Annotated in this window: 26 protein-coding genes; 10 read left to right on the top strand and 16 right to left on the bottom strand. The window is 37.3% G+C overall.

Going from position 1 to position 20,864, the window contains the following annotated elements:
• On the top strand, positions 1–431 hold a 431-nt coding region (locus V7068_RS05835; RefSeq protein ID WP_499711520.1), incomplete at its 5' end, for a CBO0543 family protein.
• Positions 432–1,258: 827 nt separating this feature from the next.
• Here V7068_RS05835 and V7068_RS05840 read toward each other — a convergent pair.
• From V7068_RS05840 to V7068_RS05850, 3 genes are all read right to left on the bottom strand, one after another.
• The gene (locus V7068_RS05840) at positions 1,259–1,507 is read right to left on the bottom strand and encodes a hypothetical protein (RefSeq protein ID WP_499711522.1); all 249 of its coding nucleotides are present in this window, start codon (positions 1,505–1,507) and stop codon (positions 1,259–1,261) included.
• A 194-nt stretch (positions 1,508–1,701) separates the two neighbouring features.
• The gene (locus V7068_RS05845; RefSeq protein ID WP_499711524.1) at positions 1,702–1,923 is read right to left on the bottom strand and encodes a hypothetical protein; all 222 of its coding nucleotides are present in this window, start codon (positions 1,921–1,923) and stop codon (positions 1,702–1,704) included.
• Between the two features lie 373 nt (positions 1,924–2,296).
• Positions 2,297–2,659, bottom strand: a complete 363-nt coding sequence (locus tag V7068_RS05850; protein WP_499711526.1) for a HesB/IscA family protein — start codon at positions 2,657–2,659, stop codon at positions 2,297–2,299.
• Between the two features lie 208 nt (positions 2,660–2,867).
• On the opposite strand from V7068_RS05850, the gene V7068_RS05855 reads away from it, so the two are divergent.
• Positions 2,868–3,557, top strand: a complete 690-nt coding sequence (locus V7068_RS05855; RefSeq protein WP_499711527.1) for a DUF2225 domain-containing protein — start codon at positions 2,868–2,870, stop codon at positions 3,555–3,557.
• 50 nt (positions 3,558–3,607) lie between these two features.
• Here V7068_RS05855 and V7068_RS05860 read toward each other — a convergent pair whose 3' ends face one another.
• On the bottom strand, positions 3,608–3,844 hold the full coding sequence (locus V7068_RS05860; protein ID WP_252291621.1) for a YuzB family protein: 237 nt from the start codon (positions 3,842–3,844) through the stop codon (positions 3,608–3,610).
• A 311-nt stretch (positions 3,845–4,155) separates the two neighbouring features.
• On the opposite strand from V7068_RS05860, the gene V7068_RS05865 reads away from it, so the two are divergent.
• Complete coding sequence (locus tag V7068_RS05865; RefSeq protein WP_499711528.1) at positions 4,156–5,223, top strand: NAD(P)/FAD-dependent oxidoreductase; 1,068 nt, start codon at positions 4,156–4,158, stop codon at positions 5,221–5,223.
• A gap of 60 nt (positions 5,224–5,283) precedes the next feature.
• On the opposite strand, the gene V7068_RS05870 is transcribed toward V7068_RS05865, so the two are convergent.
• Positions 5,284–5,616 (bottom strand): YuzD family protein, encoded by a 333-nt coding sequence (locus V7068_RS05870; RefSeq protein ID WP_127761920.1) that lies wholly within the window; start codon positions 5,614–5,616, stop codon positions 5,284–5,286.
• Between the two features lie 136 nt (positions 5,617–5,752).
• Between V7068_RS05870 and V7068_RS05875 the strand changes: the two genes are divergently transcribed.
• Positions 5,753–5,995: a NifU family protein gene (locus tag V7068_RS05875; protein WP_252282673.1), complete on the top strand. Its 243-nt coding sequence runs from the start codon at positions 5,753–5,755 to the stop codon at positions 5,993–5,995.
• Positions 5,996–6,130: 135 nt separating this feature from the next.
• Here V7068_RS05875 and thrB read toward each other — a convergent pair whose 3' ends face one another.
• The 5 genes from thrB to yutH form a co-directional block, all read right to left on the bottom strand.
• A complete protein-coding gene (gene thrB, locus V7068_RS05880; protein WP_252291626.1) occupies positions 6,131–7,069 on the bottom strand; it encodes a homoserine kinase in 939 nt (312 codons plus the stop codon).
• Positions 7,066–8,127: a threonine synthase gene (gene thrC, locus V7068_RS05885; protein ID WP_499711529.1), complete on the bottom strand. Its 1,062-nt coding sequence runs from the start codon at positions 8,125–8,127 to the stop codon at positions 7,066–7,068. Before thrC ends, thrB begins: the two co-directional genes overlap by 4 nt.
• Positions 8,124–9,422 carry a homoserine dehydrogenase gene (locus V7068_RS05890; protein WP_499711530.1) on the bottom strand — a complete coding sequence of 433 codons (1,299 nt, stop codon included), beginning with the start codon at positions 9,420–9,422 and terminating at the stop codon, positions 8,124–8,126. Before V7068_RS05890 ends, thrC begins: the two co-directional genes overlap by 4 nt.
• Positions 9,423–9,649: 227 nt before the next feature.
• Positions 9,650–10,555: a L,D-transpeptidase family protein gene (locus tag V7068_RS05895; protein WP_499711531.1), complete on the bottom strand. Its 906-nt coding sequence runs from the start codon at positions 10,553–10,555 to the stop codon at positions 9,650–9,652.
• 348 nt (positions 10,556–10,903) lie between these two features.
• Positions 10,904–11,944 (bottom strand): spore coat putative kinase YutH, encoded by a 1,041-nt coding sequence (yutH, locus tag V7068_RS05900; RefSeq protein WP_499711532.1) that lies wholly within the window; start codon positions 11,942–11,944, stop codon positions 10,904–10,906.
• Positions 11,945–12,096: 152 nt separating this feature from the next.
• On the opposite strand from yutH, the gene V7068_RS05905 reads away from it, so the two are divergent.
• Entirely contained in the window at positions 12,097–12,594 is a 498-nt protein-coding gene (locus tag V7068_RS05905; protein ID WP_252291634.1) for a phosphatidylglycerophosphatase A family protein, read from the top strand.
• 118 nt (positions 12,595–12,712) lie between these two features.
• On the opposite strand, the gene nucF is transcribed toward V7068_RS05905, so the two are convergent.
• The 4 genes from nucF to V7068_RS05925 form a co-directional block, all read right to left on the bottom strand.
• Complete coding sequence (gene nucF / locus V7068_RS05910) at positions 12,713–13,480, bottom strand: 5' nucleotidase NucF (protein WP_499711533.1); 768 nt, start codon at positions 13,478–13,480, stop codon at positions 12,713–12,715.
• 172 nt (positions 13,481–13,652) lie between these two features.
• Positions 13,653–14,090: a DUF86 domain-containing protein gene (locus V7068_RS05915; protein WP_252291637.1), complete on the bottom strand. Its 438-nt coding sequence runs from the start codon at positions 14,088–14,090 to the stop codon at positions 13,653–13,655.
• Positions 14,091–14,111: 21 nt separating this feature from the next.
• Complete coding sequence (locus V7068_RS05920; protein WP_499711534.1) at positions 14,112–14,753, bottom strand: EAL domain-containing protein; 642 nt, start codon at positions 14,751–14,753, stop codon at positions 14,112–14,114.
• A complete protein-coding gene (locus V7068_RS05925) occupies positions 14,662–15,288 on the bottom strand; it encodes a hypothetical protein (protein WP_499711535.1) in 627 nt (208 codons plus the stop codon). Before V7068_RS05925 ends, V7068_RS05920 begins: the two co-directional genes overlap by 92 nt.
• A gap of 354 nt (positions 15,289–15,642) precedes the next feature.
• Between V7068_RS05925 and V7068_RS05930 the strand changes: the two genes are divergently transcribed.
• Both V7068_RS05930 and V7068_RS05935 read left to right on the top strand, forming a co-directional pair.
• The gene (locus V7068_RS05930; RefSeq protein ID WP_119117225.1) at positions 15,643–15,909 is read left to right on the top strand and encodes a DUF3055 domain-containing protein; all 267 of its coding nucleotides are present in this window, start codon (positions 15,643–15,645) and stop codon (positions 15,907–15,909) included.
• A 68-nt stretch (positions 15,910–15,977) separates the two neighbouring features.
• On the top strand, positions 15,978–16,268 hold the full coding sequence (locus V7068_RS05935; RefSeq protein WP_127761927.1) for a cytosolic protein: 291 nt from the start codon (positions 15,978–15,980) through the stop codon (positions 16,266–16,268).
• A 114-nt stretch (positions 16,269–16,382) separates the two neighbouring features.
• Here the strand turns inward: V7068_RS05935 and V7068_RS05940 are convergent, their stop codons facing one another.
• Positions 16,383–16,658, bottom strand: a complete 276-nt coding sequence (locus V7068_RS05940; protein ID WP_119117223.1) for a YutD family protein — start codon at positions 16,656–16,658, stop codon at positions 16,383–16,385.
• A gap of 114 nt (positions 16,659–16,772) precedes the next feature.
• Between V7068_RS05940 and V7068_RS05945 the strand changes: the two genes are divergently transcribed.
• The 3 genes from V7068_RS05945 (at position 16,773) to yunB (ending at position 19,531) form a co-directional block, all read left to right on the top strand.
• Positions 16,773–17,426, top strand: a complete 654-nt coding sequence (locus tag V7068_RS05945) for a YhcN/YlaJ family sporulation lipoprotein (protein ID WP_499711536.1) — start codon at positions 16,773–16,775, stop codon at positions 17,424–17,426.
• Positions 17,427–17,551: 125 nt separating this feature from the next.
• The gene (locus V7068_RS05950) at positions 17,552–18,544 is read left to right on the top strand and encodes a M23 family metallopeptidase (RefSeq protein ID WP_499711537.1); all 993 of its coding nucleotides are present in this window, start codon (positions 17,552–17,554) and stop codon (positions 18,542–18,544) included.
• 234 nt (positions 18,545–18,778) lie between these two features.
• Complete coding sequence (gene yunB / locus V7068_RS05955; RefSeq protein WP_499711538.1) at positions 18,779–19,531, top strand: sporulation protein YunB; 753 nt, start codon at positions 18,779–18,781, stop codon at positions 19,529–19,531.
• A 73-nt stretch (positions 19,532–19,604) separates the two neighbouring features.
• Here yunB and V7068_RS05960 read toward each other — a convergent pair whose 3' ends face one another.
• A complete protein-coding gene (locus V7068_RS05960) occupies positions 19,605–20,690 on the bottom strand; it encodes an HD-GYP domain-containing protein (RefSeq protein ID WP_499711539.1) in 1,086 nt (361 codons plus the stop codon).
• Between the last annotated feature and the right edge of the window lie 174 nt (positions 20,691–20,864).

Genomic DNA, 20,864 nt, shown 5'->3' on the forward strand with positions numbered 1-20,864 from the left:
TTATAGCTGGTGATCTTTTAAAGAATGCTTTACTGCACGATTATAAATTGTGGTCATATAAAGAAACTATTTTCGGTAGTAATATTCTATATGGTCACCTTATTATTGACATAATGATTATGCTGTTAGTATATTCCTCCACATTGCTCATTTTTTTAGGAAATTTTCCTAGAAACAGAATTAAACAAATACTTTGGATTTTGTTCTGGGTTTTTCTTTACAGTCTAGTTGAATTCATCAACACTAAATATCTAAATTTGTTTGAACACCATCATGGATGGAATATTGGGTGGTCTGTTTTATTCAATATTGTTATGTTTACCGTGCTAAGAATTCATGTTAGTAGACCCTTGTTAGCTTGGTTAATTTCTATTTTGTTTATAGCTTTATTGTGGAATATATTCGACATTCCAAAAGAAGTACTTAAATGAAAATATCGTATAGTTAATAATCCCCAAGAAATACTCTGGATAAATAATTTATAAAAGTTGTTGTTTTCTATCAATCGCTCTTCTTTGTTTAATCGTTCTTCCCTCAGACATAGAAAAAAGCGCCTCCTAGCGTATTGTTAAATACGTCAAGAAGCACTTTATATAAAGAGGGTATAGGTTTCGCAATAGATTAAAAACATAATCCCCATCGCCTAACTTTTCGTTCAATAACCGAAGTTAAAACCTTAACAATTCTCTGGTCGTATCGAGCATTTACCGAGTGCCAGTTTGTGAATGAGAGTGGTTTCTGTAACAAACCAATACACTAACAAACTAACTCTGAACAAGCTTACATAGAGCCTCCAGAATCATTCATCCATAAGCAAAGTTGAATAAAGAGCGGGAAGGGAGACTCTTAAAACGCCACCACGAACAATAATGAGCGTCAGTGGGCATGTGTGGACATATATACGTTAACGTGTTGTTAATGTAAGTTATAACGATTGTGAAAGAATATACTTAAGCTAAAGGGGCAGTTTGTTCATGTTGTTTTCGAAGCAACAAAATATGGATGCTGATGCCATTCTTGCGGAGAATCGACGGAACGGATTCTCATCTTTCTGGTTTATAGTTTCGATAAAAATTAATCTAGTCTAGCATAGAAAACCCCTTGGGCCGGGTGAACCCTAGGGGTTTTTATTAGACTCTAATTTTCAATTGAGTTGTGGTTATATTAATCTTTGATTATCGACCAATACAGTTCGTTTCTAAGACACTGTTTTTTATCATTTTTTGACGAGTTTCTTTTTATTTATATGCTGGATTAGTTATGGCTCTATACTCGGACCATTTAGTGGTAAAACAATCTTGCCCGACCACTCTTGACCATTAGGTGTACCAACTTTCATTAGGCCACGACGACTGTTGTATTGGCCGATGTCCTGGATAATACCCTGCTTGTTGCCCTGCTCGATATCCATCTCTATACCCTTGTCTATAGCCTTGTCTATAGCCTTGTCTAAACCCTTGTTGAAACCCTTGGTGTTGCCCAGGATATTGTTGCCTGTTAAGTTCATTTGCTGATGTTTCTGTGTATATATCATGTTGCTGATTTATCGGATTAACCGGCACATGATAGTATTGATATTCATTATCCATATAATCACCACCTCATGTATGGTATTCTGTTTGAGAATTTATTGAGCTTTTCCAAGCAATAAAAAATACAAGGCCACACCCCTGTATTTTAATTCATAAAATCATAGTTTTATTAATTGTAAAACGCTATCTCGAATCCCGACACCAAATTCAATATCATCCGGTCTAAAAAGTTAAACATTGCTCGATACACCCTTAAACGAATATTAATTGTTGTATCAGATAATCCTAAACCTTGGTCACTTTGGATATACTTATGTCCGTCATACTTAGGAGCATCATATTTCAAGTAGTTAATATAGTCTCTAAAAATCTGTGGTGATAATTCGTCCACCGTTTCAATCTCATATGTTTTTTGAAGCCAATTAACAAAATAACCCCAATCCTTCCGATAATCCTTTAACGTCCTCTCTCTTAGTCCCTCCGCACTCTTTCCCGCTACAACTAAATCAATTGCTTATTCCATTGTTAATTTTGGATATTCCTTTTGATTAGCCATTTCTCCAACTGTTTTACGTTTCACTCTTTTGTTTAAAGACATAAAGAAAGCCTCCTCAAATAGTTATGTTTAACAACATTAACTATCGAGAAGGCATGTAATTTACAACTCTGATTTGAAGCTTTTAGGGTTGTCAACACACATTTTGAGGCTTGTGTACACTCAAAATTTCATTGTAATTCATAACCCCGAACATTTATTCAAAACCTTAACAATTCTCCGGTGTTCCCGTATTTGTCGCCGTTCTAAATGATGAACCGCAGCCACAAGATGCGATGGCATTTGGATTATCGATGGTAAATCCTCCGCCCATCATCGATTGTTTATAATCGATTGTTGTTCCATTTAAAATAGGCGCATCATCTTCACTAACGAGAATTTTAATATCAAACTGTTCTAATTGTTGATCCTTCTCGCCTACCTCTTGTTCAAATGCCATTCCATAGGATAGACCGCTGCAACCGCCACCTTTTACAGCTACTCGTAAGAAAGACCCTTCCTCTCCATTATGTTTCATCATTTCTTTTATTTGAAAAGCTGCCGCTTCCGTAATATTAACAACATCGCTCACAATAAAATCCTCCCTCTTTAAAATTCAGTAAGTCACTTCAAACTACTACTAGTATATACTAAAAAATTTCTCATGCTCAATTTTCCTGCCTGAAAACGATGTTAATCCTTTCATTTTATATGCGCCTTTTCTCACGAATTAAGCTATAATTAAACCAATAACACATCCATATAACTAGAACTTATATACTACTGAAGGGATGATACTCATGGGGGAACTACCACCGCTATTTGACAAAAGTATAGAATGTCTTCTTTGTAAACAACCAGCCACTACGAAAAAAATTCGTTCTCGTTTTATTAAAGTATCTGAATATGATACGGATTTTTGTCCAAAATATGCGGAAGGTACAACTAATGGACTATTCTATAACATACATGTTTGTCCCAAATGTGGATTTGCATTTTCAAAAGAATTCTCTAAATATTTCGCTTCTGGCACAAAAGAAGAAATTGTAGAGAAAATTTGCTCTCATTGGGTGCCTCATTCCTTTTCTGGTGAACGCACAATTAACGATGCCATTCAAACGTATAAATTAGCTTGTTATAGTGCCATCTTAAAAAAAGAAAAGCATATTACCATTGCCGGACTTTATTTACGAACGGCTTGGCTTTACCGTCTGAAACAAAATGAAGAACAAGAACATCGCTTTATGAGATTAGCACGTCATGAATATGAAGAATCCTTTTCTATAGGGGACTACACTGGAACTCAAGTGTCTGAAGTACGTATTTTGTACTTGGTTGGAGAGTTATCTAGACGGATAGGAGAGCTGCAGGCTGCTACAAAATATTTTTCCATGGTTCTTGAAAAGCGAAAATCAGCCGTTGAAACGTCCATCATTCAAATGGCACGCGATCGCTGGGCAGACATTAAAGGAGAACTGCCTGCACACTAATGCCTATATAAACACTGCAAACAGAAAGGGGTTTGCAGTGTTTAATTGATTTAAAACATGGGATGTTCATCTAAATATTGATATATATTGGCCACAAGCTCTTCTATAGAGCTTGCAGTAACGACTTCACCATTAACAAGAGCAAAAAGATCGCTTGAACAAATCCCGCAATAACTTAAACAGTCATATTCAACAATGTCTAAATTGGGGTCTTTTTCTAATTGTTCCATTGCTTTATATGCACCGCTCGCTAAATTGCTAACACAAAATTCGATAATTGGTTTCATCCAGTCTCACCTCATTTATTGGAGCTAAATATTCATATATGTTTCACTTTAAACATGTTTTCAATGTTATTCAAAAAATACCCTATATTTTTTCTATATATCGTCAATATTTAACGATAAAAACAGTTGATTTTCATAATACAGTTGTGATTTCTACACATTTTCGTTATACTTTTGTGGGGATTAAAACTATCTTTAAAAATAATTTTTATTTTTTAGCACAATGTTTTGGGGATTTTTATAGTAGTATACCTACTTTTACAAGTGAATGAAATAACAATTTTTGCAGATTAAACAAAGGGGATTTTTACATGAAGAATTTAGTCATACTCGGTGGCGGGTATGGTGGAATGCGCATGCTTCAAAGATTGCTGCCTAATCAGCTGCCTGAAAATGTTCGCATTACACTTATTGACCGCAATCCATATCACTGTATTAAAACAGAATATTATGCGCTAGCGGCAGGAACAATTTCCGATCACCATATTCGTGTTGCATTTCCTGAGCATCCACGCTTAAAAAATGTATATGGTGAAGTATTATCCATTGATATGGACAAAAAACAAGTCATCTTAGAAAATCAAGAGCCTGTAGATTATGATGATTTAGTCATCGGGCTTGGCTGCGAAGATAAATACCACGGTATTCCAGGTGCAAATCTGCACACATTCAGTATTCAAACCATCGATAAATCTCGTCAAACCTACCAAGCACTGAATAATTTAGGAGCTGGTGCAACAGTTTCCATCATTGGTGGAGGACTGAGCGGGGTTGAATTAGCAAGTGAATTAATCGAAAGCCGTCCCGATTTAAAAATAAGATTATTTGACCGTGGACCGCATATTTTATCCGCTTTTCCAGAACGTTTAAGCGTGTTTGTAGAATCTTGGTTTACTAAAAATAATATTGAAATTGTTCACCATTCTAATATTACAAAAGTTGAGCCCAACACTTTATACAATGGTGAAGAAGCTGTTCATAGTGATGTTATCGTTTGGACAGCTGGTATCCAACCTAGCAAAATTATTAGAGATATGGATATCGAAAAAGATGGACAAGGCAGAGCCGTATTAACGCCACAACACTTCTTACCAAACAACGACAGCATATTCGTTGTAGGAGACTGTGCAAGCTTGCCATTTGCTCCAAGTGCTCAATTAGCGGAAGCACAAGCAGAACAAATTGTTCAAGTTCTTGTAAAAAAATGGGCAAATGAACCACTTCCAGAAAGCTTCCCTCCTATGAAATTAAAAGGAACTCTTGGTTCATTAGGGAAAAAACAAGGCTTCGGCTTAGTTGGTAATCGTGCCATCACAGGAAGATTTGCTCGATTAATTAAATCTGGTATCCTGTGGGCTTATAAATACCATAACAATTAATACTTAAATATAGATTGAAAAGTTTTGAAGCAGGATGCTTCAAAACTTTTTTTATAGAGATTAGACAGTTTCTTGCTTATACCCGCATTGAATCATTTTATCGACGACCGTCTTCAAACGCACATTTCCTTCTGCTACAATTTCATCTTCAATTAATACAAGTGGATAGAACAAATCTTCTTCGATGATCTTTAACGAAAACTCCTTTTCTTTCGTAGAAGCTGGCGGATGATGAATATCAATGTAAGTAATGGAAAATGGCTGATTAGGAAATTTTCGTTGTAACGCTGATTCAAGCCATTCACATGTATCTTTTGAGGATGGTAAATTTACACAACTCGCGCAAATTTGTTCAGCACCGTATACTTGAATGTCGATAGATCTTTGTTCCATATAAACCTCCATTTTTCTGATTGGAATTATTAGTATTGTATCTCTTTTTTATATATAAAGATAGATTATTTTTCCGCTAAGTTCTAATTGGATTTTTTATAACCTTCGCATTATAATATGATTAGGAAAGGAGTCGATGGCAATGACTGAACAAACAATGGAAAGTCAAGTTCAAGAAGTACTTGATAAACTTCGTCCGTTTCTTCTTCGCGATGGCGGTGACTGTGAACTTGTCGATGTAGAAGATGGAATTGTTAAATTACGTTTGCTTGGAGCTTGCGGTAGCTGCCCAAGTTCAACGATTACATTAAAAGCAGGAATTGAACGTGCACTTCTTGAAGAAGTTCCTGGTGTTATTGAAGTTGAACAAGTATTCTAATCGTTATAAAAGCTAATGCTGATTTTCTTCATGTTGTATGGATATACATACACTTGAAGAAAATCAGCTTTTTTATTAGCTCTATCTTAAACAAAGAAACGAGCAGGATGAACATATCCCCCTGCTCGTTTCTTTTTATAGAAAACTTAACTCTTCCTTATCTGCTTCTGATAAAATCATTGTTTGGCTTCCTTTGTTATCAATCAGAAGTTCCTTAATAACGAAATCCGGGAATTTATTGGATAATTTTTCTTGCACTTGCTCCGCTTGCGCTTCAGGAACCAGACAAAGGACAGTTGGACCTGCACCGCTTAACGCTGTACCATAAGCTCCATTTTGAGCAGCTATTTCCTCAATTTGAGCCAAATGTGGCACTAGTGGAGCGCGGTATGGTTGATGAAAACGATCTCTCTGCATCATTTGACCAACAAGTTTCCAATTATCCGAAACAATTGCTGCGAGCAGCATATTGGCAGCTGCACTTCCTTCAATCGCTTCCTTATAGGCTAATGTCTTTGGTAACACGCTTCGTGAATCTTCTGTTAGAAGTTCAAAATTTGGGATCGCTACAATCACTTTGACACCTTTGATTGGAAACGATACAACATCGGTTTGCTCTTCCGTATGCAGGCCGACAACAAGCCCGCCATAAACAGAAGCCCCCCCATTATCCGGATGTCCTTCAAAAAGTGAAGCATGTCGACCTTTTTCATCATCCGTTAAGTGTAATTCTGCGACTAAATTGGCTAATTCAATACCAGCGACAATCGCAGATGCACTGCTTCCTAATCCACGTGCCAGTGGGATTTCGCTTGAAACAAACAGACGACATGGCGCTAACTCTTTTCCATAGAAGGCTGCTGTTTTCTTTGCGATTTGAACAATATAATTGCTTTCATCTTTCGGAAAAGCAGCCATTTCCTCCGTTAGTGGAACAACTTCCCATCTATCTGATAAAGATCCATGTATCTCCAAATACAATCCTAGAGCAAGCCCTATGGAATCAAAGCCTGGGCCCAGATTTGCCGTACTTGCTGGTACACGGATTAAAAACATTTCGGACTCTTGACTCATACTTGTTTCACACCTTGAAGATGTTCTAAGATGACTTTTTCATCCATTGGCAGTAATGTTGGTGTAATTGTGCTTGTATCCACCGCTACATTCGGATCTTTTAAACCGTTTCCTGTTAACACAGCAACGATTTTACTGCCTTTTTTAATTTCACCGCTTTTTAGTTGTTTAATGATTCCTGCGATACTTGCACAAGAAGCAGGTTCAGCAAATACCCCTTCACTTCTTGCTAGTAATACATATGCTTCTAAAATTTCTTCATCTGTTACTTCATCAATTTTTCCGTTAGATTCTTTCGCCGCTTCAACAGCAAATTTCCAGCTTGCTGGATTTCCGATACGAATCGCTGTCGCTACTGTTTCAGGATTTTCAAACACACGGTCGTGAACAATCGCAGCTGCTCCCGCCGCTTCAAATCCTCTCATTTCTGGAAGACCTGTTTGCTTATGATCATTGTATTCTTTAAACCCTTTCCAATACGCAGTAATATTTCCTGCATTTCCAACTGGAAGAGCCAAAATATCTGGTGCCGCCCCTAACACATCACAAATTTCAAATGCTGCTGTTTTCTGCCCTTCAATACGATAAGGGTTTACAGAGTTTACAAGCGCAATTGGAGATGTCTCACTAATGTTACGAACGATTTGAAGTGCCTGATCGAAGTTTCCTTCAATCGATACAATTTCTGCACCGTACATAACTGCTTGAGCTAGTTTCCCCATTGCAATTTTCCCTTCCGGAATCACGACGATACAGCGAATATTAGCGCGAGCTGCATAAGCGGCTGCGGCTGCTGATGTATTCCCTGTAGATGCACAAATAATTGTATCTGCACCTTCTTCAATCGCTTTCGCCACAGCAAATACCATTCCACGGTCCTTAAATGATCCTGTCGGGTTTAATCCTTCATATTTTACATATAGTTCAACCCCGAACTGTTCAGATAAATTGTCGCATTTAATTAATGGTGTATTTCCTTCTAATAACGATAATTCAGGCGTATTTTCCGTTACAGGTAAAAACTCTTTATATTCCTTGATTAAACCTTGCCAGCTCATTTCATATTCTCTCCTTCAACACGGTACGTACTTTTAATTTCTTTAACCATCTCATAGTCATTTAACTTTTGCTGAATTTGTTCAAATGCTGCCATAGAAGCCGTATGTGTAACTAACACAATTTCAGACGCACCTTTATCATCAATTGGCAGCTGAAGAATTTTATCAAATCCAACACCATACTCAGCAAATAGATTTGTAATCCTTGCAAGCACACCTACTTCATCTTTTACATGCAAGCGAATAAAGAATTTAGCTTGAATTTCCTCTGGCCCTTTTAATGCCTTTGGATATTGAGGCGCAATAGCACTGCGACCATTAACACCGAGTCTCATATTCTTCAAAGCAACGACTAAGTCCGAGACAACAGCTGTTGCGGTTGGTAAGCTACCTGCTCCTGGGCCATAGAACATTGTCTCTCCTACTGCTTCTCCGTATACATATACTGCATTATATTCATTATTAACAGAAGCTAGCGGATGCGCTTCAGGTAATAGTGAAGGTTGGACACTCACTTCGACTTTATTGCCTGATCTTGATGCAACACCAATCAACTTCATTGTATAGCCAAGCTTTTTGCTATATGCTAAATCTTCCTCAGAAATCTTTGTGATTCCTTCAACAGATACATCTTCTAAACCGACGTTCATCGAAAAACCAAGCGTTGCTAGAATTGCCATTTTACGTGCTGCATCTAACCCTTCTACATCCGCTGTCGGATCAGACTCAGCAAAACCAAGCTCTTGAGCTTCTTTTAATACATCTTCATAGGCGCTGCCGTCTTTACTCATTTTCGTTAAAATAAAGTTTGTAGTACCGTTCACAATCCCCATCATTTTTGTAATGCGATCTGAGGATAATCCATCCACAAGTCCACGTAGAATTGGAATTCCACCAGCTACACTTGCCTCATAAAATAAATCGCAGCCATTTTCAGTTGCAACCGCTAATAATTCAGGACCATATAAAGCCATTAAATCTTTATTTGCCGTAATAACTTGTTTTTTATTTTTTAATGCTTGTAATAAGTATTCACGCGTTTCTTCAATACCACCCATTACTTCGATAACTACATCAATTTCTGGGTTATAAATAACATCTTCTGGGTTATCTGTTAGCATATTGCGATCGATATGAACCGCACGCTCTTTCGTCAAATCATTCACTAAAATTTTCTTTATTTGAATAGGGCATCCAATTTGATGCATTAATTTGTCTTGATGACTTTCAATAATTTGGACAACTCCTGAACCTACCGTACCTAATCCTAATAAACCGATTGAGATAGCTTTCATTTCGGTTCCCCCTAACCACTGTTTATCTGAAGAAAACATTTGTTTTTTTATAGTAGACATTATATGATTTTTATTCACAATTATCAATAGTTAGAAAATACAGATTTGCATACAATTTGTTTCAATCCCTTGTTAGAGTAGGCTTCAAAAAAATATATCTTTTTTTCGAACAATAGAAGAATATGCATAAAAGAATTGTTTCCTTTTGCCTATGATTTCTTACTCTCTTATAAGGTTTCTATTGTATCCATAATAATATGAGGATGCTTACTTGGATTTAGCCAATTTAATAAGCGTAAAACATTTTTCTCCGATGTTGCTACACAGCCTGCTGTAACTCCATTTTCCCCTCGCCAAATATGAAGAAAGATTGCACTCCCTTTTCCTCTCACAATGGGGTTAACATTGTAATTAATAACAACCCCGTATTTATATAACGAGTGATTCATTCTTTCAAAAGACTTCCACTTCTTAGTTGGGACGCCTTTGTATGTAATCCATTTGTTATAATCCTTGGATGTGACATCATCAATCCAATAATCATACTTCGTTGTTTTTTTATAAGTTAGCTTCATTCCCGATGGCTTTGCTTGGCTGCCAAATGCTGTTCCAAATGAATACATTCCAATTGGTGATTTACCATCGCCTTCTTTTTTATTCGTAGTAAAGCCTTTTTTTCCTACTATGCCCTTCATTTCGGTTAATGCCCTGCGCCATTCTCCTTTTCGTTGCTCAAACGCTTGAATGGTTACCTTCGTGGACTGAAGTTTTGGGCCAACTGCTGAAACAACTTGCTTTACATCTGGTTTAGCATCCGCTTGCACAAGTACCGCTCGTTCCTTAGCATTAAATACTTCACGCGCATCTTCTATCGCTAGGTAAACTACTTTTTTACTATAACAAATAGAATACCAATCCCCGCTGCGTTTCATAACCGAAAGCTTCTTATTCTTCGGATAAGTTTTAACCGTTTTACTTGCATGACTTGCCTTCGCCTTTAACTCAGCATTTGTCTTTAACACTATCGAAAATTGCGGTTCTATACATTGATTGGAAGAGGCAGCTTGAGTCGGAACCACTATCATATGTAAAGTAAGCAAGCATATAAGAACAGCAGCTACAAATTGTTTCATCTATCCACATCCTTTCAACTTTTTTAATTGTAGTACTATTCTAAAAATTCCTCTTCCTATCATAACATAGGAATACAAGGAGAAATCATCTTACACAAGGTTTTTTTATGGCAAAGGAGCAGCTAATCAAACGATTCTATCTAAACAGGGAGAAGCTAATGAGAGATAAGAAAAGCTCTAGACACCTAACCGTTCTTGTTGCCTCTCGAAACGATTAACGCTGATCTAGAGCAGATGATGAACCCTCAGCAAAAATGAGTAAAAATCAACAACGTTATTGAACAGAATCTAAAAAAATAAATTCAACTAACTATCAGTAAGACACGAATTCTCTCAATTGAGGATACTTTACAGCCAGCCTACTTCCGGTAACTGCATGTATTGTGCTGGAATTTCAGCTAGTTCATAAAAATGCTTTAAAAAATGCTCGTACTGCTGAGAGGATTTTGTAATGAGTAAAAGGGTGTCTTCTAATTCATTCGCTCTAGACTCTGTCGGGCTTGTAAAGTACTCTTCAACCGTTTCGTAATAATGAATCGGAAAAAGCATTCTAGCGTACAATAAACGGGCTGAGAAGCTGGATAAACGCTCTACACTTTGATAGTCCTGAAAGAACTGCGTAAGTCCACGTTGGTATGTATGGATATTACGCCGATAATAATCCCTTGCCCATTCTGCCAAATCTCTTGTGGCATGATCAAATACCCAATCAAACGGATTTTTCATCCATCTCTCGTCGTTCCATGTGCTTTGTGTAAAGCGTTCATAACAAACTGTCCCGCTGTCAACCGCATCTGGATAATCGTCTATTTCTGTGTCGACTAAATATTGGACCGCATTTTCTCCTAACACCATATAATAAGGAAAAGTTTCAATAAATAACTGCTCAAACGCATTGTTTGGATGTGCTTGCAATTTATCGCTCCAAATTCTTTCTAATTGATCGATTCTAGCTTCCCATAACTGTTTCCACTGGCCAATTCGCGCACATTTTGTAATTTTCTCATCGATACTGCGTCCTTGTGCGTGAAAAATGCTTAACGCTCTCCCTGTCTTTTGATTTCGTCTTGGCTCAATTACTTCATTAGCAAGTAACACGAATAATTGATTGTCTGCCTCAGAAATATAGCTGCCGTGATTCGCCAAAACAAAAGCAGCGACGGATTGATCTCCTTGGATTCTTAAATGCTCCGACATTTTTTTCCTTTCCATAAGCTCATCTTGTTCAACTGTTTCAAGCGGAATAATGCTGTAAATGACATTACCTGAACGAAAGGAAGGGTAGTTACTATTCTTCTCTTCACGCTCAACAGAAATTCCATAATTTTGATAAATGATTTCTTCTATCATTCCAATCGCCGCCTTTACTAAAGTTTGAAAATCATCCAACCAAACTCGTACAATGCTTAAAAAAATGAAGGGTAGGGTATCATAACCTGTTACTCAGGGATACATTATATATATGATACAAATTACAGTTTCTGAATAACATTTCTAAACCGCTAAGCATCATTCAAAATAATCGAAATGAGTGTGATTCTATGGCTAAATCAGAAGTATCACTAACGGAGCAAGTAGCACGAGAATGGCTCTTGAAACGCGGAGTTAAAATCGAAGATATCGCCAATCTTGTTATGTATTTACAAGCAGATTATCATGAGAATTTACAAATGGAAGATTGCATTTATAATGTAGAACGCGTTCTGTCTAAGCGAGAAGTACAAAATGCCATCTTAACAGGCATTCAACTGGATTTACTAGCTGAAAAAAAACTATTAGAAGAGCCGCTGCAAACGATTATTGAAAAAGATGAAGGGTTATACGGAGTAGATGAGGTTCTTGCTTTCTCAATTGTTAATGTGTACGGCTCCATTGGGTTTACGAATTATGGATACGTAGATAAACAGAAGCCAGGAATATTGAAATCTTTAAATGATAAAACGTCAGGACACGTGCATACATTTCTAGATGATATTGTCGGTGCTATCGCCGCTGCTGCGTCTAGTCGATTAGCCCATCGAGCAGAAAAGACGGATTAAGAAAAACTATCACCGATCCTTGGCTCTCCATGAACCCAACATCAATAATGTTCTTTTTAAAAAGAACAAGGAGCCAGTACAATCTTCTTCCCTGTACTTGGCTCCCTATCTACCTGCACTATTCAAACTGCCAATCAGCCAGTGTATCGACAACAAAGGTTGGTTGTTTTTCATATTGCGGCAAGTGTTCTTTTTTCGTCACTCCTGTATGAACGAGTAAAGTATCCATCCCTGCATTGATTCCTGCCATAATATCTGTATCATAATTATCTCCAACCATAATGACTTCTTCTTTTGAGACACCTAATACCTGTAACGCCTGCTCAATAATAATCGATTCCGGCTTACCAATGAAAGTCGGTTTTACTTGCGTCGATACCGCCACAACCGATGTGATGGCCCCATTTCCAGGCTGCAAGCCGCGTTCAGTTGGAATGGCAATATCTCCATTGGTTGAGATGAATGCAGCACCATTTCTTACAGCTAAGCAAGCCTTTGTTAATTTTTCATAATCGATAGCTCGATCAATGCCCATAACGAGAAAATCTGCATTCTCTTCCACAAGCTCTAGCCCTTTTTCCTGTAAAGCGTATCGAATGCCCTCTTCACCGATCACATATACCGTTGCATCAGCCTTTCTTTCCGCAATAAAATTCGCTGTGGCCATGCTTGTAGTAAATACTTGTTTATTGTCTGTCTCTATCCCAAAATTCCGTAATTTCTCTGCCACTTGCGCAGGTGTACGCGAAGAATTATTGGTGACGAATAAATAAGGAATGTTTCGTTGGCGCAATTCATCGATAAATCCTGCGGCTTCAGCTATTTGCTCAGATCCACGATACATGGTCCCATCTAAATCAATTAAATACCCTTTATAAGATTTCATACATACTGCTCCCTTCATAAGGTGATACTCCCAACTTATGTCACATAGTCATCCCTAAAAAAATACAAGCGCCATTACTGGTCGCTTGTATAAAGGGTTACTATGTTCATTTTAGCCTTTTATACGGCTTATTGCTTCTGAAACTACGATTTCATCCTTCTTGCAACATAGCCTAATTTTTAAAAGCAGAAACAGCTCCTAATTCATTAGTTAAGTATGTTCTAATTAACTCCGGATATTGAGTAAACGCTGCAAGATTAGCTGTAAATACAGTCTGTAACTGTTCATGCGACACTTCAATATAATCTTGGATAAGCATTTTGCGAAGCGGCAGCACATTTTTAAATTGTGTCGCAATTTCCCCGCTAATTACTTTCTCATCAAGTAAAATATCCACAATATCTTCATAACTACCAGGGTCCCTCATAATAAAACCATCAATCATCGCATTGCCCACATCCAAAACAGAATCAATGGACGTTTGAACAATCCTTTCCAAAGCCAATTGTGACAGCTCATCATTCCATTCTTTTTTTTGTTCTAACCTCGATAACTGGGCCTCAAGGAAACATAAAATTTGTTCAATTTTTTGTCGGTCTACAAAGTACATTCTTTCCAGATCCTTTCTATTCTAAGATGACACTTTAAGTTTCTCCACACCTGTAGGTCTTGCGTAGAAATATCCTTGTGCCAAATCAACATTATTCTTTGATAATACCATAGCTTCCCCTTTACTCTCAATTCCTTCAGCTACAACAATCGAACCTGTTTCCTTCGCAATTAATAAAAGTCCCTTTAACATCGACTCTTTTACGGTACTACTATCAATATTTTGAATAACAGAGCGATCAATTTTAATAATATCCGGCATAATTTCAATAATAGTATTTAAATTTGAATAACCTGCGCCTGTATCATCGACAGCAATTTGGAAACCTAATTGTCTTAAGCTTTGAATATTGGCAATAAAATAATCTATATGATTAATGGCCTCCCGCTCCGTAATTTCAAGGACAAATTGCTCAGCTGAAATACTTGGATACTTGTCTAACATCGCCTTAATGTCTGTTGGAAAGCGTAAATTCTCAATTGTAACAGGTGTAAGATTAATAAATACTTGCTTCAATAAATCATTTTCTGAAACCTGCCTAAACGTTTTTTCTAGTACGATCTGCTCTAATTCATAGAGCCTCCCTGTTTGCCTGGCCGCTGAGAATAATGCTAACGGATTTTCTAAATCTGTCCCAGCTGGCCCACGGGTAAGCAACTTCATGAGCTTTCATCTGATTCGTAGCTACTTCAACTATAGGTTGTACCATCAATCGAATATGTTGATTAGAAATAATGTCATCTATCGTCATCATTAATCCACTAAATCCAGCTTTCTTCTTTTCTTCCGTCATTATAACCGCTTGCTTATAAGCTCTATTCACAGCATGTTCAGTTGGATACTGGCTCTTCTCAACAAACATATAGCCGGTTATAAACGGGGACTTACATTGAGGACTGATCTCTTGCAAGTGTTCTTGAACATTTGCTGTAATCCTATAAATGATTTCATCCAGTTCACGTGACTTTTTCTCCGTACAATCTATCCGCATAAGGAATGTAACGTTATCGCTGTTATAATCATGCAAAATAAGAATATCTTCTTTCGGTATTCTATCTACAATTGCTTCTTTGAATGCCTTTTTTAACTGTTTGATATAGGTATCATATTGCTGTTCACCCATCTCTTCTTTGAATTGAAGTACATCTTGAATATCAAACACAATGACGGCTACTTCATATCCTTGTGAAAACGACATGTTTACTGCTTGTATCATTGGATTCCTCACAATGAACTGAGGTGGATAGAAGCGAAGCCCAGACAATGGACTAAACAGTTTAAGCCACTTTCCTAGTGATTTATAACCTTTCTTATCATTCAGCGACATATTTCTCATCCCTTCCACCCGGGCTATATTACCTATATCTTATCATATTTTGTCTTAAATAAAGAAATCTTGTCGAAAATATCGACTATTAGATATTCCTTCCTCCACAACAATTTCATAAGTTCATCGCAAAGATACGGATATCTTCTCTATGCACACATTTCACTATTATTTAGATTTTGTTATGATGAAACGAAGAAATAAAATGTTGAAGGGAGAATGCATGTGGGAGAGCGCTTTTATTTATACAACGATTTAATCGATACAAAGACACGATTTGTGAGCTTTATGGGGGAAGAATCCCGCTTTGATTTAGCTATTACGATGACTGACCGATTCTATGGCAAAAAATTAGTGCTAAATTTACAAAGCAATCGTTTTGCCATTATCGGACACGATGACTTAGAAGAAGAAGGGTATCTTGAACAAGCCTTTCAACTAACTGAAGAAGAAGCAGCAGAGCTACGCGGATTCTTAACCGAAGTCATTTAATTCCTTTATGTATCCGTAATTATTGGACACCCTATTGATGAACCACCATCTATTAGGAGGGATTCATCTTGAACAAAAAAGAAAAGTATTATGATTTTTCCAATGTTGAAAAACAGCGGAACTATATCATTCCTGAAGACCAGCCAGAAGGACCTTACGGGGCACCACGGGGTGCAGATACACCTGTTGAAGGTAAAAGCACACCATGGGGAGAAGAACAACGCTCATACAGCAACTTTAACTATGAAAATAAAAGCCTGCACGAAAATATGCCTCGTCAATATCCAGGTGCTCACCCTACTCATGACGATCCGAATACAAATGCTCAACGTCCGTATACGGACGGCACAAGAGAATAAAGGGTAAATAGATACCCCTAACTAAAATCATTTAGTTACCGACTCAATAAAGGTTCATAAAAAGAAGGTGCTCCAAAAAGTCGCAAAAATACAGACTTTTGGGGCACCCCTTTTTTATTTCTTTATTTTTTTCACTATAAAATACGGACAGCCAAAATTGCAGTATTCATATAAGTACTCTGTTACTGTACTTATTTTCGTATCAAAGGTGGCTTTATGATTTTGATCATCAAAAAAGCCACGAAGCCTTAACTGTCCATATCCCCAGTCGCCAACGATATAATCATACTTCGTTAAGATTTCACTATAACGGGCTTTAAATGCCTCTTCATTATAGCCATCTCTTCGCTCATCGATTACTTCGTAGGCTATATTATTGATCGTAATCATGTTCTTCACCTCTCAAAATACATAGTTATCCTTAAATTATAACTGATTCACCATCAATTACTAAGCGAAATTTACAGAAAGATGCTCAACCTAATCGATAAGGGGGTGTCAGCTTTGAAAAAAGCAATTTTATCCATTGGACTTAGTTCACTGTTTATCATAAGTGGTTGCTCAACAAATGGAGACAACGATACAAGCATGGACACAAATAAAGCAGAACCGCTTACAGTACGAACTCCTGCCCACTACTATGATGAAGATTACCAAAATACTGCGAGAGACCGCGATGATTTCGGCTTTACTCGAGTTAATAAAACAACCGTAGAAGGCCAAAACATTGATAATCAAATTTCATCCATTGACCGCGAACAGTTAGCCAATGTCATTTCTAATTTAAGTATCCAACTCCCTAATGTACGTGATGTATCAACACTTGTGACAGATGAGGAAGTACTTGTCGTGTATGAAACCGATTCAAATAATCGCCAAGAAACAGCCGATCAAGTAAAGCGAACCGCTATGTCTGCTGTTCCTCGCTATTATCATGTGTATGTGAGTGACAATATTGCATTAGCTCCATATATCGAAAATTATGCAAATTTAGAATCAGATCATGAAGGCATGGAGTTCTCGCTTAATAAAACCATTCAAGAAATGCTTAAATCTCCACAAGGCTCTAAAATAAGCGATGAAGAAAATGAAAATGGAGAAAATGTTACTGAACGACATAATAACAAAAACATCCATGAAAACACAAGGAATATGTAAAATTGCAGGGATTGGGACTTGATGACCAATCCCTCTTTTTGCAGGATTACCACAATTTATCTTTCATGATTTCCCCTCCAATGATGAACACTAATGACAGCATACATTGAAAGGAGACTGACATTGTGAAAAGAGCCATCCTTTCTCTAATAATGATTTCCATAATATGCAGCAGCGGATCAGTCTTCGCTGCTACTCCATCACCATCCGAGGCTGATTTATTTACCAAGAGATTAGAATTGTATCAAAATATGGAGACTATCCTACAGATCCCTTGGTATTATCTCGCCGCAGCAGATCAGTATGAACATAATTTACGCTTAACCCGTAAAGACCGTGAAAAAGCGAAAGGAGTCATTGGCATCTATATTGAACCTTCGAAATGGGTAGGAGCATTAAATCCAAACCCTGCTGATGTTAAGCCGCTGTCAATTAGCTTATTTGGCGGCATTGGCTTAGATGGAGATGGAGATGGACGTGCTGACATCAATAGCGATGTTGACCGTTTATATACCTTTGCAAACTATTTACTTAACTATGGGACGGATGAAGAAAATATACGCATTGGATTATGGAATTATTACAAAAGAGATAAAGCGGTAAGTATTATTATCGGAAATGCCCGAATTTATAAAACATTTGGGACATTACATTTACAGGAAAAAGCGTTTCCGCTCCCTATTGGAAGTCATTATACGTACAGAAGCACCTGGGGCTCTGCTCGCGGTTGGGGCGGGAGACGTATTCATGAAGGGACAGACGTCTTTGCCTCTTACGGGGTTCCCGTTCGTTCAACCTGTTATGGCATCATTGAAATGAAAGGGTGGAATAAATATGGGGGATGGCGAATCGGAATTCGAGATTTAAATAATAATTATCATTACTTTGCTCATCTCAACGGCTTTGCTAACGATCTAAAAGTAGGACAAGTCGTTAAACCCGCCCAAATAATTGGAAGTGTTGGAAGTACCGGTTACGGACCTCCTGGAACCTCTGGGAAGTTCCCTCCTCATTTGCATTTTGGTCTCTATAAAGATAATGGCATCACTGAATGGAGTTTCGACCCTTATCCATACTTGAAAATTTGGGAACGTAATGACAGAATAAAGAAAAAATAGGAATAAACATTCAGCGGTGAGAAGATAGATTTCTCACCGCTTTTTAACATAATCCGCTAAGCTTAATGCATATCTTTTGAATAAAGCTTTATTTATCCCACACTTAACAGGCAGTAAGCCCCCCACTAATGGAAGTTTCACTTTATAGGAAACTGGTTATTTTTGGCTTATTTTCTACGAAGCCATAATTTTGCATGCCTTTCCGTACAGCCTTTATTAAAGGAGGCTCTTAACATGTTTCGAGCAAGACGAAAATCCAAACTATTTCGTAAAAAAGGACCTCTAAAAACACGTCACGTATTCTTCATCTCGTTCATTCTTTTTATTTTTACAAGTATTTTATCTCTTTCCTTTGTTAATAAAACGGTTGAACCTGTTATTATGAGTATCGCTAAAAATGAAGTAGACAGAATTGCCACAAAAGCTATTCACGAATCTATAGATGAAAATATGGAAAAAACAAACTTAAATGAAGTTATTATGAAGAATGATACAGGAGACAATAATCCTCCTTCCTATACGATTAATCCGGAAGCATCGATTCGCTTGCAAGCAGACATTAGGAATGACATCCAAAAAAAGCTTGGGATTATCGAGTCCAATCCATTTACGACAGCCTCATCGATAGACGATGAACAACTCAAAGAAGTGGTGTATTATATTCCTTTAGGCGTTATTACAGGCAATGCTCTTCTCGCCAATTACGGTCCAAAAATCCCTGTTAAAATGGCTGCTATCGGTCACGTCGAATCAGACTTTAATACACATTTAACCCATGCAGGCATTAATACAGTCTTTCTTGAATTGACGGTTAATTTTAAAGTCAACATGCAAATTGTTATTCCATCTTTAGCCGATGATATGATTGTCGAACATAAAATCAATGCTGGCGGGATATTAATTGACGGAGATGTACCAAGCTATTACAGTAACGGTTCAAGCACAGTTGCCCCCGCTATCATGAAGCCCGAGGAGGAGAAGGAGTAAGCGTTTTTTCTTTCCATACGTATGAATTCAAAAGACTCCCTCTCACTCCTTAGATGGCATGAGGGAGCTTTTACTAAGCATTCGCACACTGCACAATCATTAATTGAGGATAATCTTTCAAATTTAATTCGTACGTCTGATTCAATGTATGATCGAATTCTTCTAAAATACGAACGATCGGACGATCTCCAAGCCTAATATTTTGACCAGAAATCACCCCTTTTCTTCCATCATTCAATTGCACAGTCAGCCCATTTGGATAAATGGCTACTGCTCGACGAAATGCTTCAACAATTCCCACTTCAAACTGACTCCCTGCACCGGCATATAGAACTTCTAACCCCTCACTTGGAAGCATCGCTTTTCGGTACACACGATGGGACGTAACGGCATCGAAAACATCGGCAACCGAAATGATTTTCGCTAATTGATGTATTTCATTACCTTTAATCCCACGTGGATAGCCTAAGCCATCAATTCGCTCATGATGCTGATATGCGCAATGAGCAACATGTAAGGAAATCGTATGAATATTTTTCAGTAACATAAATCCATATTCTGAATGATTCTTCACCTGTTCAAATTCACTTTCTGTCAGCTTTCCAGGCTTTCGCAAAATATCCTCAGGCACTATCATTTTTCCAATATCATGAAAAATAGATCCTATGCCGAGCAATTCTAGTTGTTTTTCATTTAATTTTAATTCAATTCCTAACGCTAATGAATATAGAGTGACATTTAATGAATGACTAAAAATTTCATTATCGTATGTAAAAAGATCCCCTAGTAACGTAAATAACTCTTTATTATTTTTCAATTCAGCTGTGATATTGCGGACAAGCTCTGTAAATCGTGCAGCCGCTTTTTCGACAACAATTTTCGTTTTAAGCTTATTATCGCTTTGTAATTGAGTAAAAACAGATTCAATCGCTTTAAACGTATCCATCCTTAATTGATCTGAAATAGGCTTGCTTGGTATAATGTCTGCTGTTTGTTCATCTACAATATAAACAAATCGTATATTAAGAACCATTAATCGATTGATCATTTTCTCTGTTAAGGTGATTCCTTCACCTAATAGAATATTTCCTTGCTCATTAAAAATCGTTTTCCCAAGGATAACTCCTGGATTCAATGATTCTGTAGCTAATAGTCTCATGGCCGTACTCCGTTCTCATTAGCATATATTTCTCACAAGCATACTTTGTACAATATATAACTATTATCGGTTAAAAAGGGAATTTTTCAATGCCCTTCTTCGGAAAAGCCACATTTATTGCACATTAAAAAAGCGAATTTCTAGTATAAATAGAAAATTCGCTTACATTCAGCA

The sequence above is a fragment of the Bacillus sp. JJ634 genome, assembly GCF_036962285.1.
Lineage (GTDB): Bacteria > Bacillota > Bacilli > Bacillales > DSM-1321 > Peribacillus > Peribacillus asahii_A.

Coding starts and splice junctions, on each gene's coding strand:
- V7068_RS05840 (WP_499711522.1), bottom strand. CDS start 1,507: ATGAACTTAACAGGCAACAATATCCTGGGCAACACCAAGGGTTTCAAC.
- V7068_RS05855 (WP_499711527.1), top strand. CDS start 2,868: ATGGGGGAACTACCACCGCTATTTGACAAAAGTATAGAATGTCTTCTT.
- V7068_RS05860 (WP_252291621.1), bottom strand. CDS start 3,844: ATGAAACCAATTATCGAATTTTGTGTTAGCAATTTAGCGAGCGGTGCA.
- V7068_RS05865 (WP_499711528.1), top strand. CDS start 4,156: ATGAAGAATTTAGTCATACTCGGTGGCGGGTATGGTGGAATGCGCATG.
- V7068_RS05870 (WP_127761920.1), bottom strand. CDS start 5,616: ATGGAACAAAGATCTATCGACATTCAAGTATACGGTGCTGAACAAATT.
- V7068_RS05875 (WP_252282673.1), top strand. CDS start 5,753: ATGGCAATGACTGAACAAACAATGGAAAGTCAAGTTCAAGAAGTACTT.
- thrB (WP_252291626.1), bottom strand. CDS start 7,069: ATGAGTCAAGAGTCCGAAATGTTTTTAATCCGTGTACCAGCAAGTACG.
- thrC (WP_499711529.1), bottom strand. CDS start 8,127: ATGAGCTGGCAAGGTTTAATCAAGGAATATAAAGAGTTTTTACCTGTA.
- V7068_RS05890 (WP_499711530.1), bottom strand. CDS start 9,422: ATGAAAGCTATCTCAATCGGTTTATTAGGATTAGGTACGGTAGGTTCA.
- V7068_RS05895 (WP_499711531.1), bottom strand. CDS start 10,555: ATGAAACAATTTGTAGCTGCTGTTCTTATATGCTTGCTTACTTTACAT.
- V7068_RS05905 (WP_252291634.1), top strand. CDS start 12,097: ATGGCTAAATCAGAAGTATCACTAACGGAGCAAGTAGCACGAGAATGG.
- nucF (WP_499711533.1), bottom strand. CDS start 13,480: ATGAAATCTTATAAAGGGTATTTAATTGATTTAGATGGGACCATGTAT.
- V7068_RS05915 (WP_252291637.1), bottom strand. CDS start 14,090: ATGTACTTTGTAGACCGACAAAAAATTGAACAAATTTTATGTTTCCTT.
- V7068_RS05920 (WP_499711534.1), bottom strand. CDS start 14,753: ATGAAGTTGCTTACCCGTGGGCCAGCTGGGACAGATTTAGAAAATCCG.
- V7068_RS05925 (WP_499711535.1), bottom strand. CDS start 15,288: ATGTCGTTTTCACAAGGATATGAAGTAGCCGTCATTGTGTTTGATATT.
- V7068_RS05940 (WP_119117223.1), bottom strand. CDS start 16,658: ATGATTACGATCAATAATATAGCCTACGAAGTAATCGATGAGCGAAGA.
- yunB (WP_499711538.1), top strand. CDS start 18,779: ATGTTTCGAGCAAGACGAAAATCCAAACTATTTCGTAAAAAAGGACCT.
- V7068_RS05960 (WP_499711539.1), bottom strand. CDS start 20,690: ATGAGACTATTAGCTACAGAATCATTGAATCCAGGAGTTATCCTTGGG.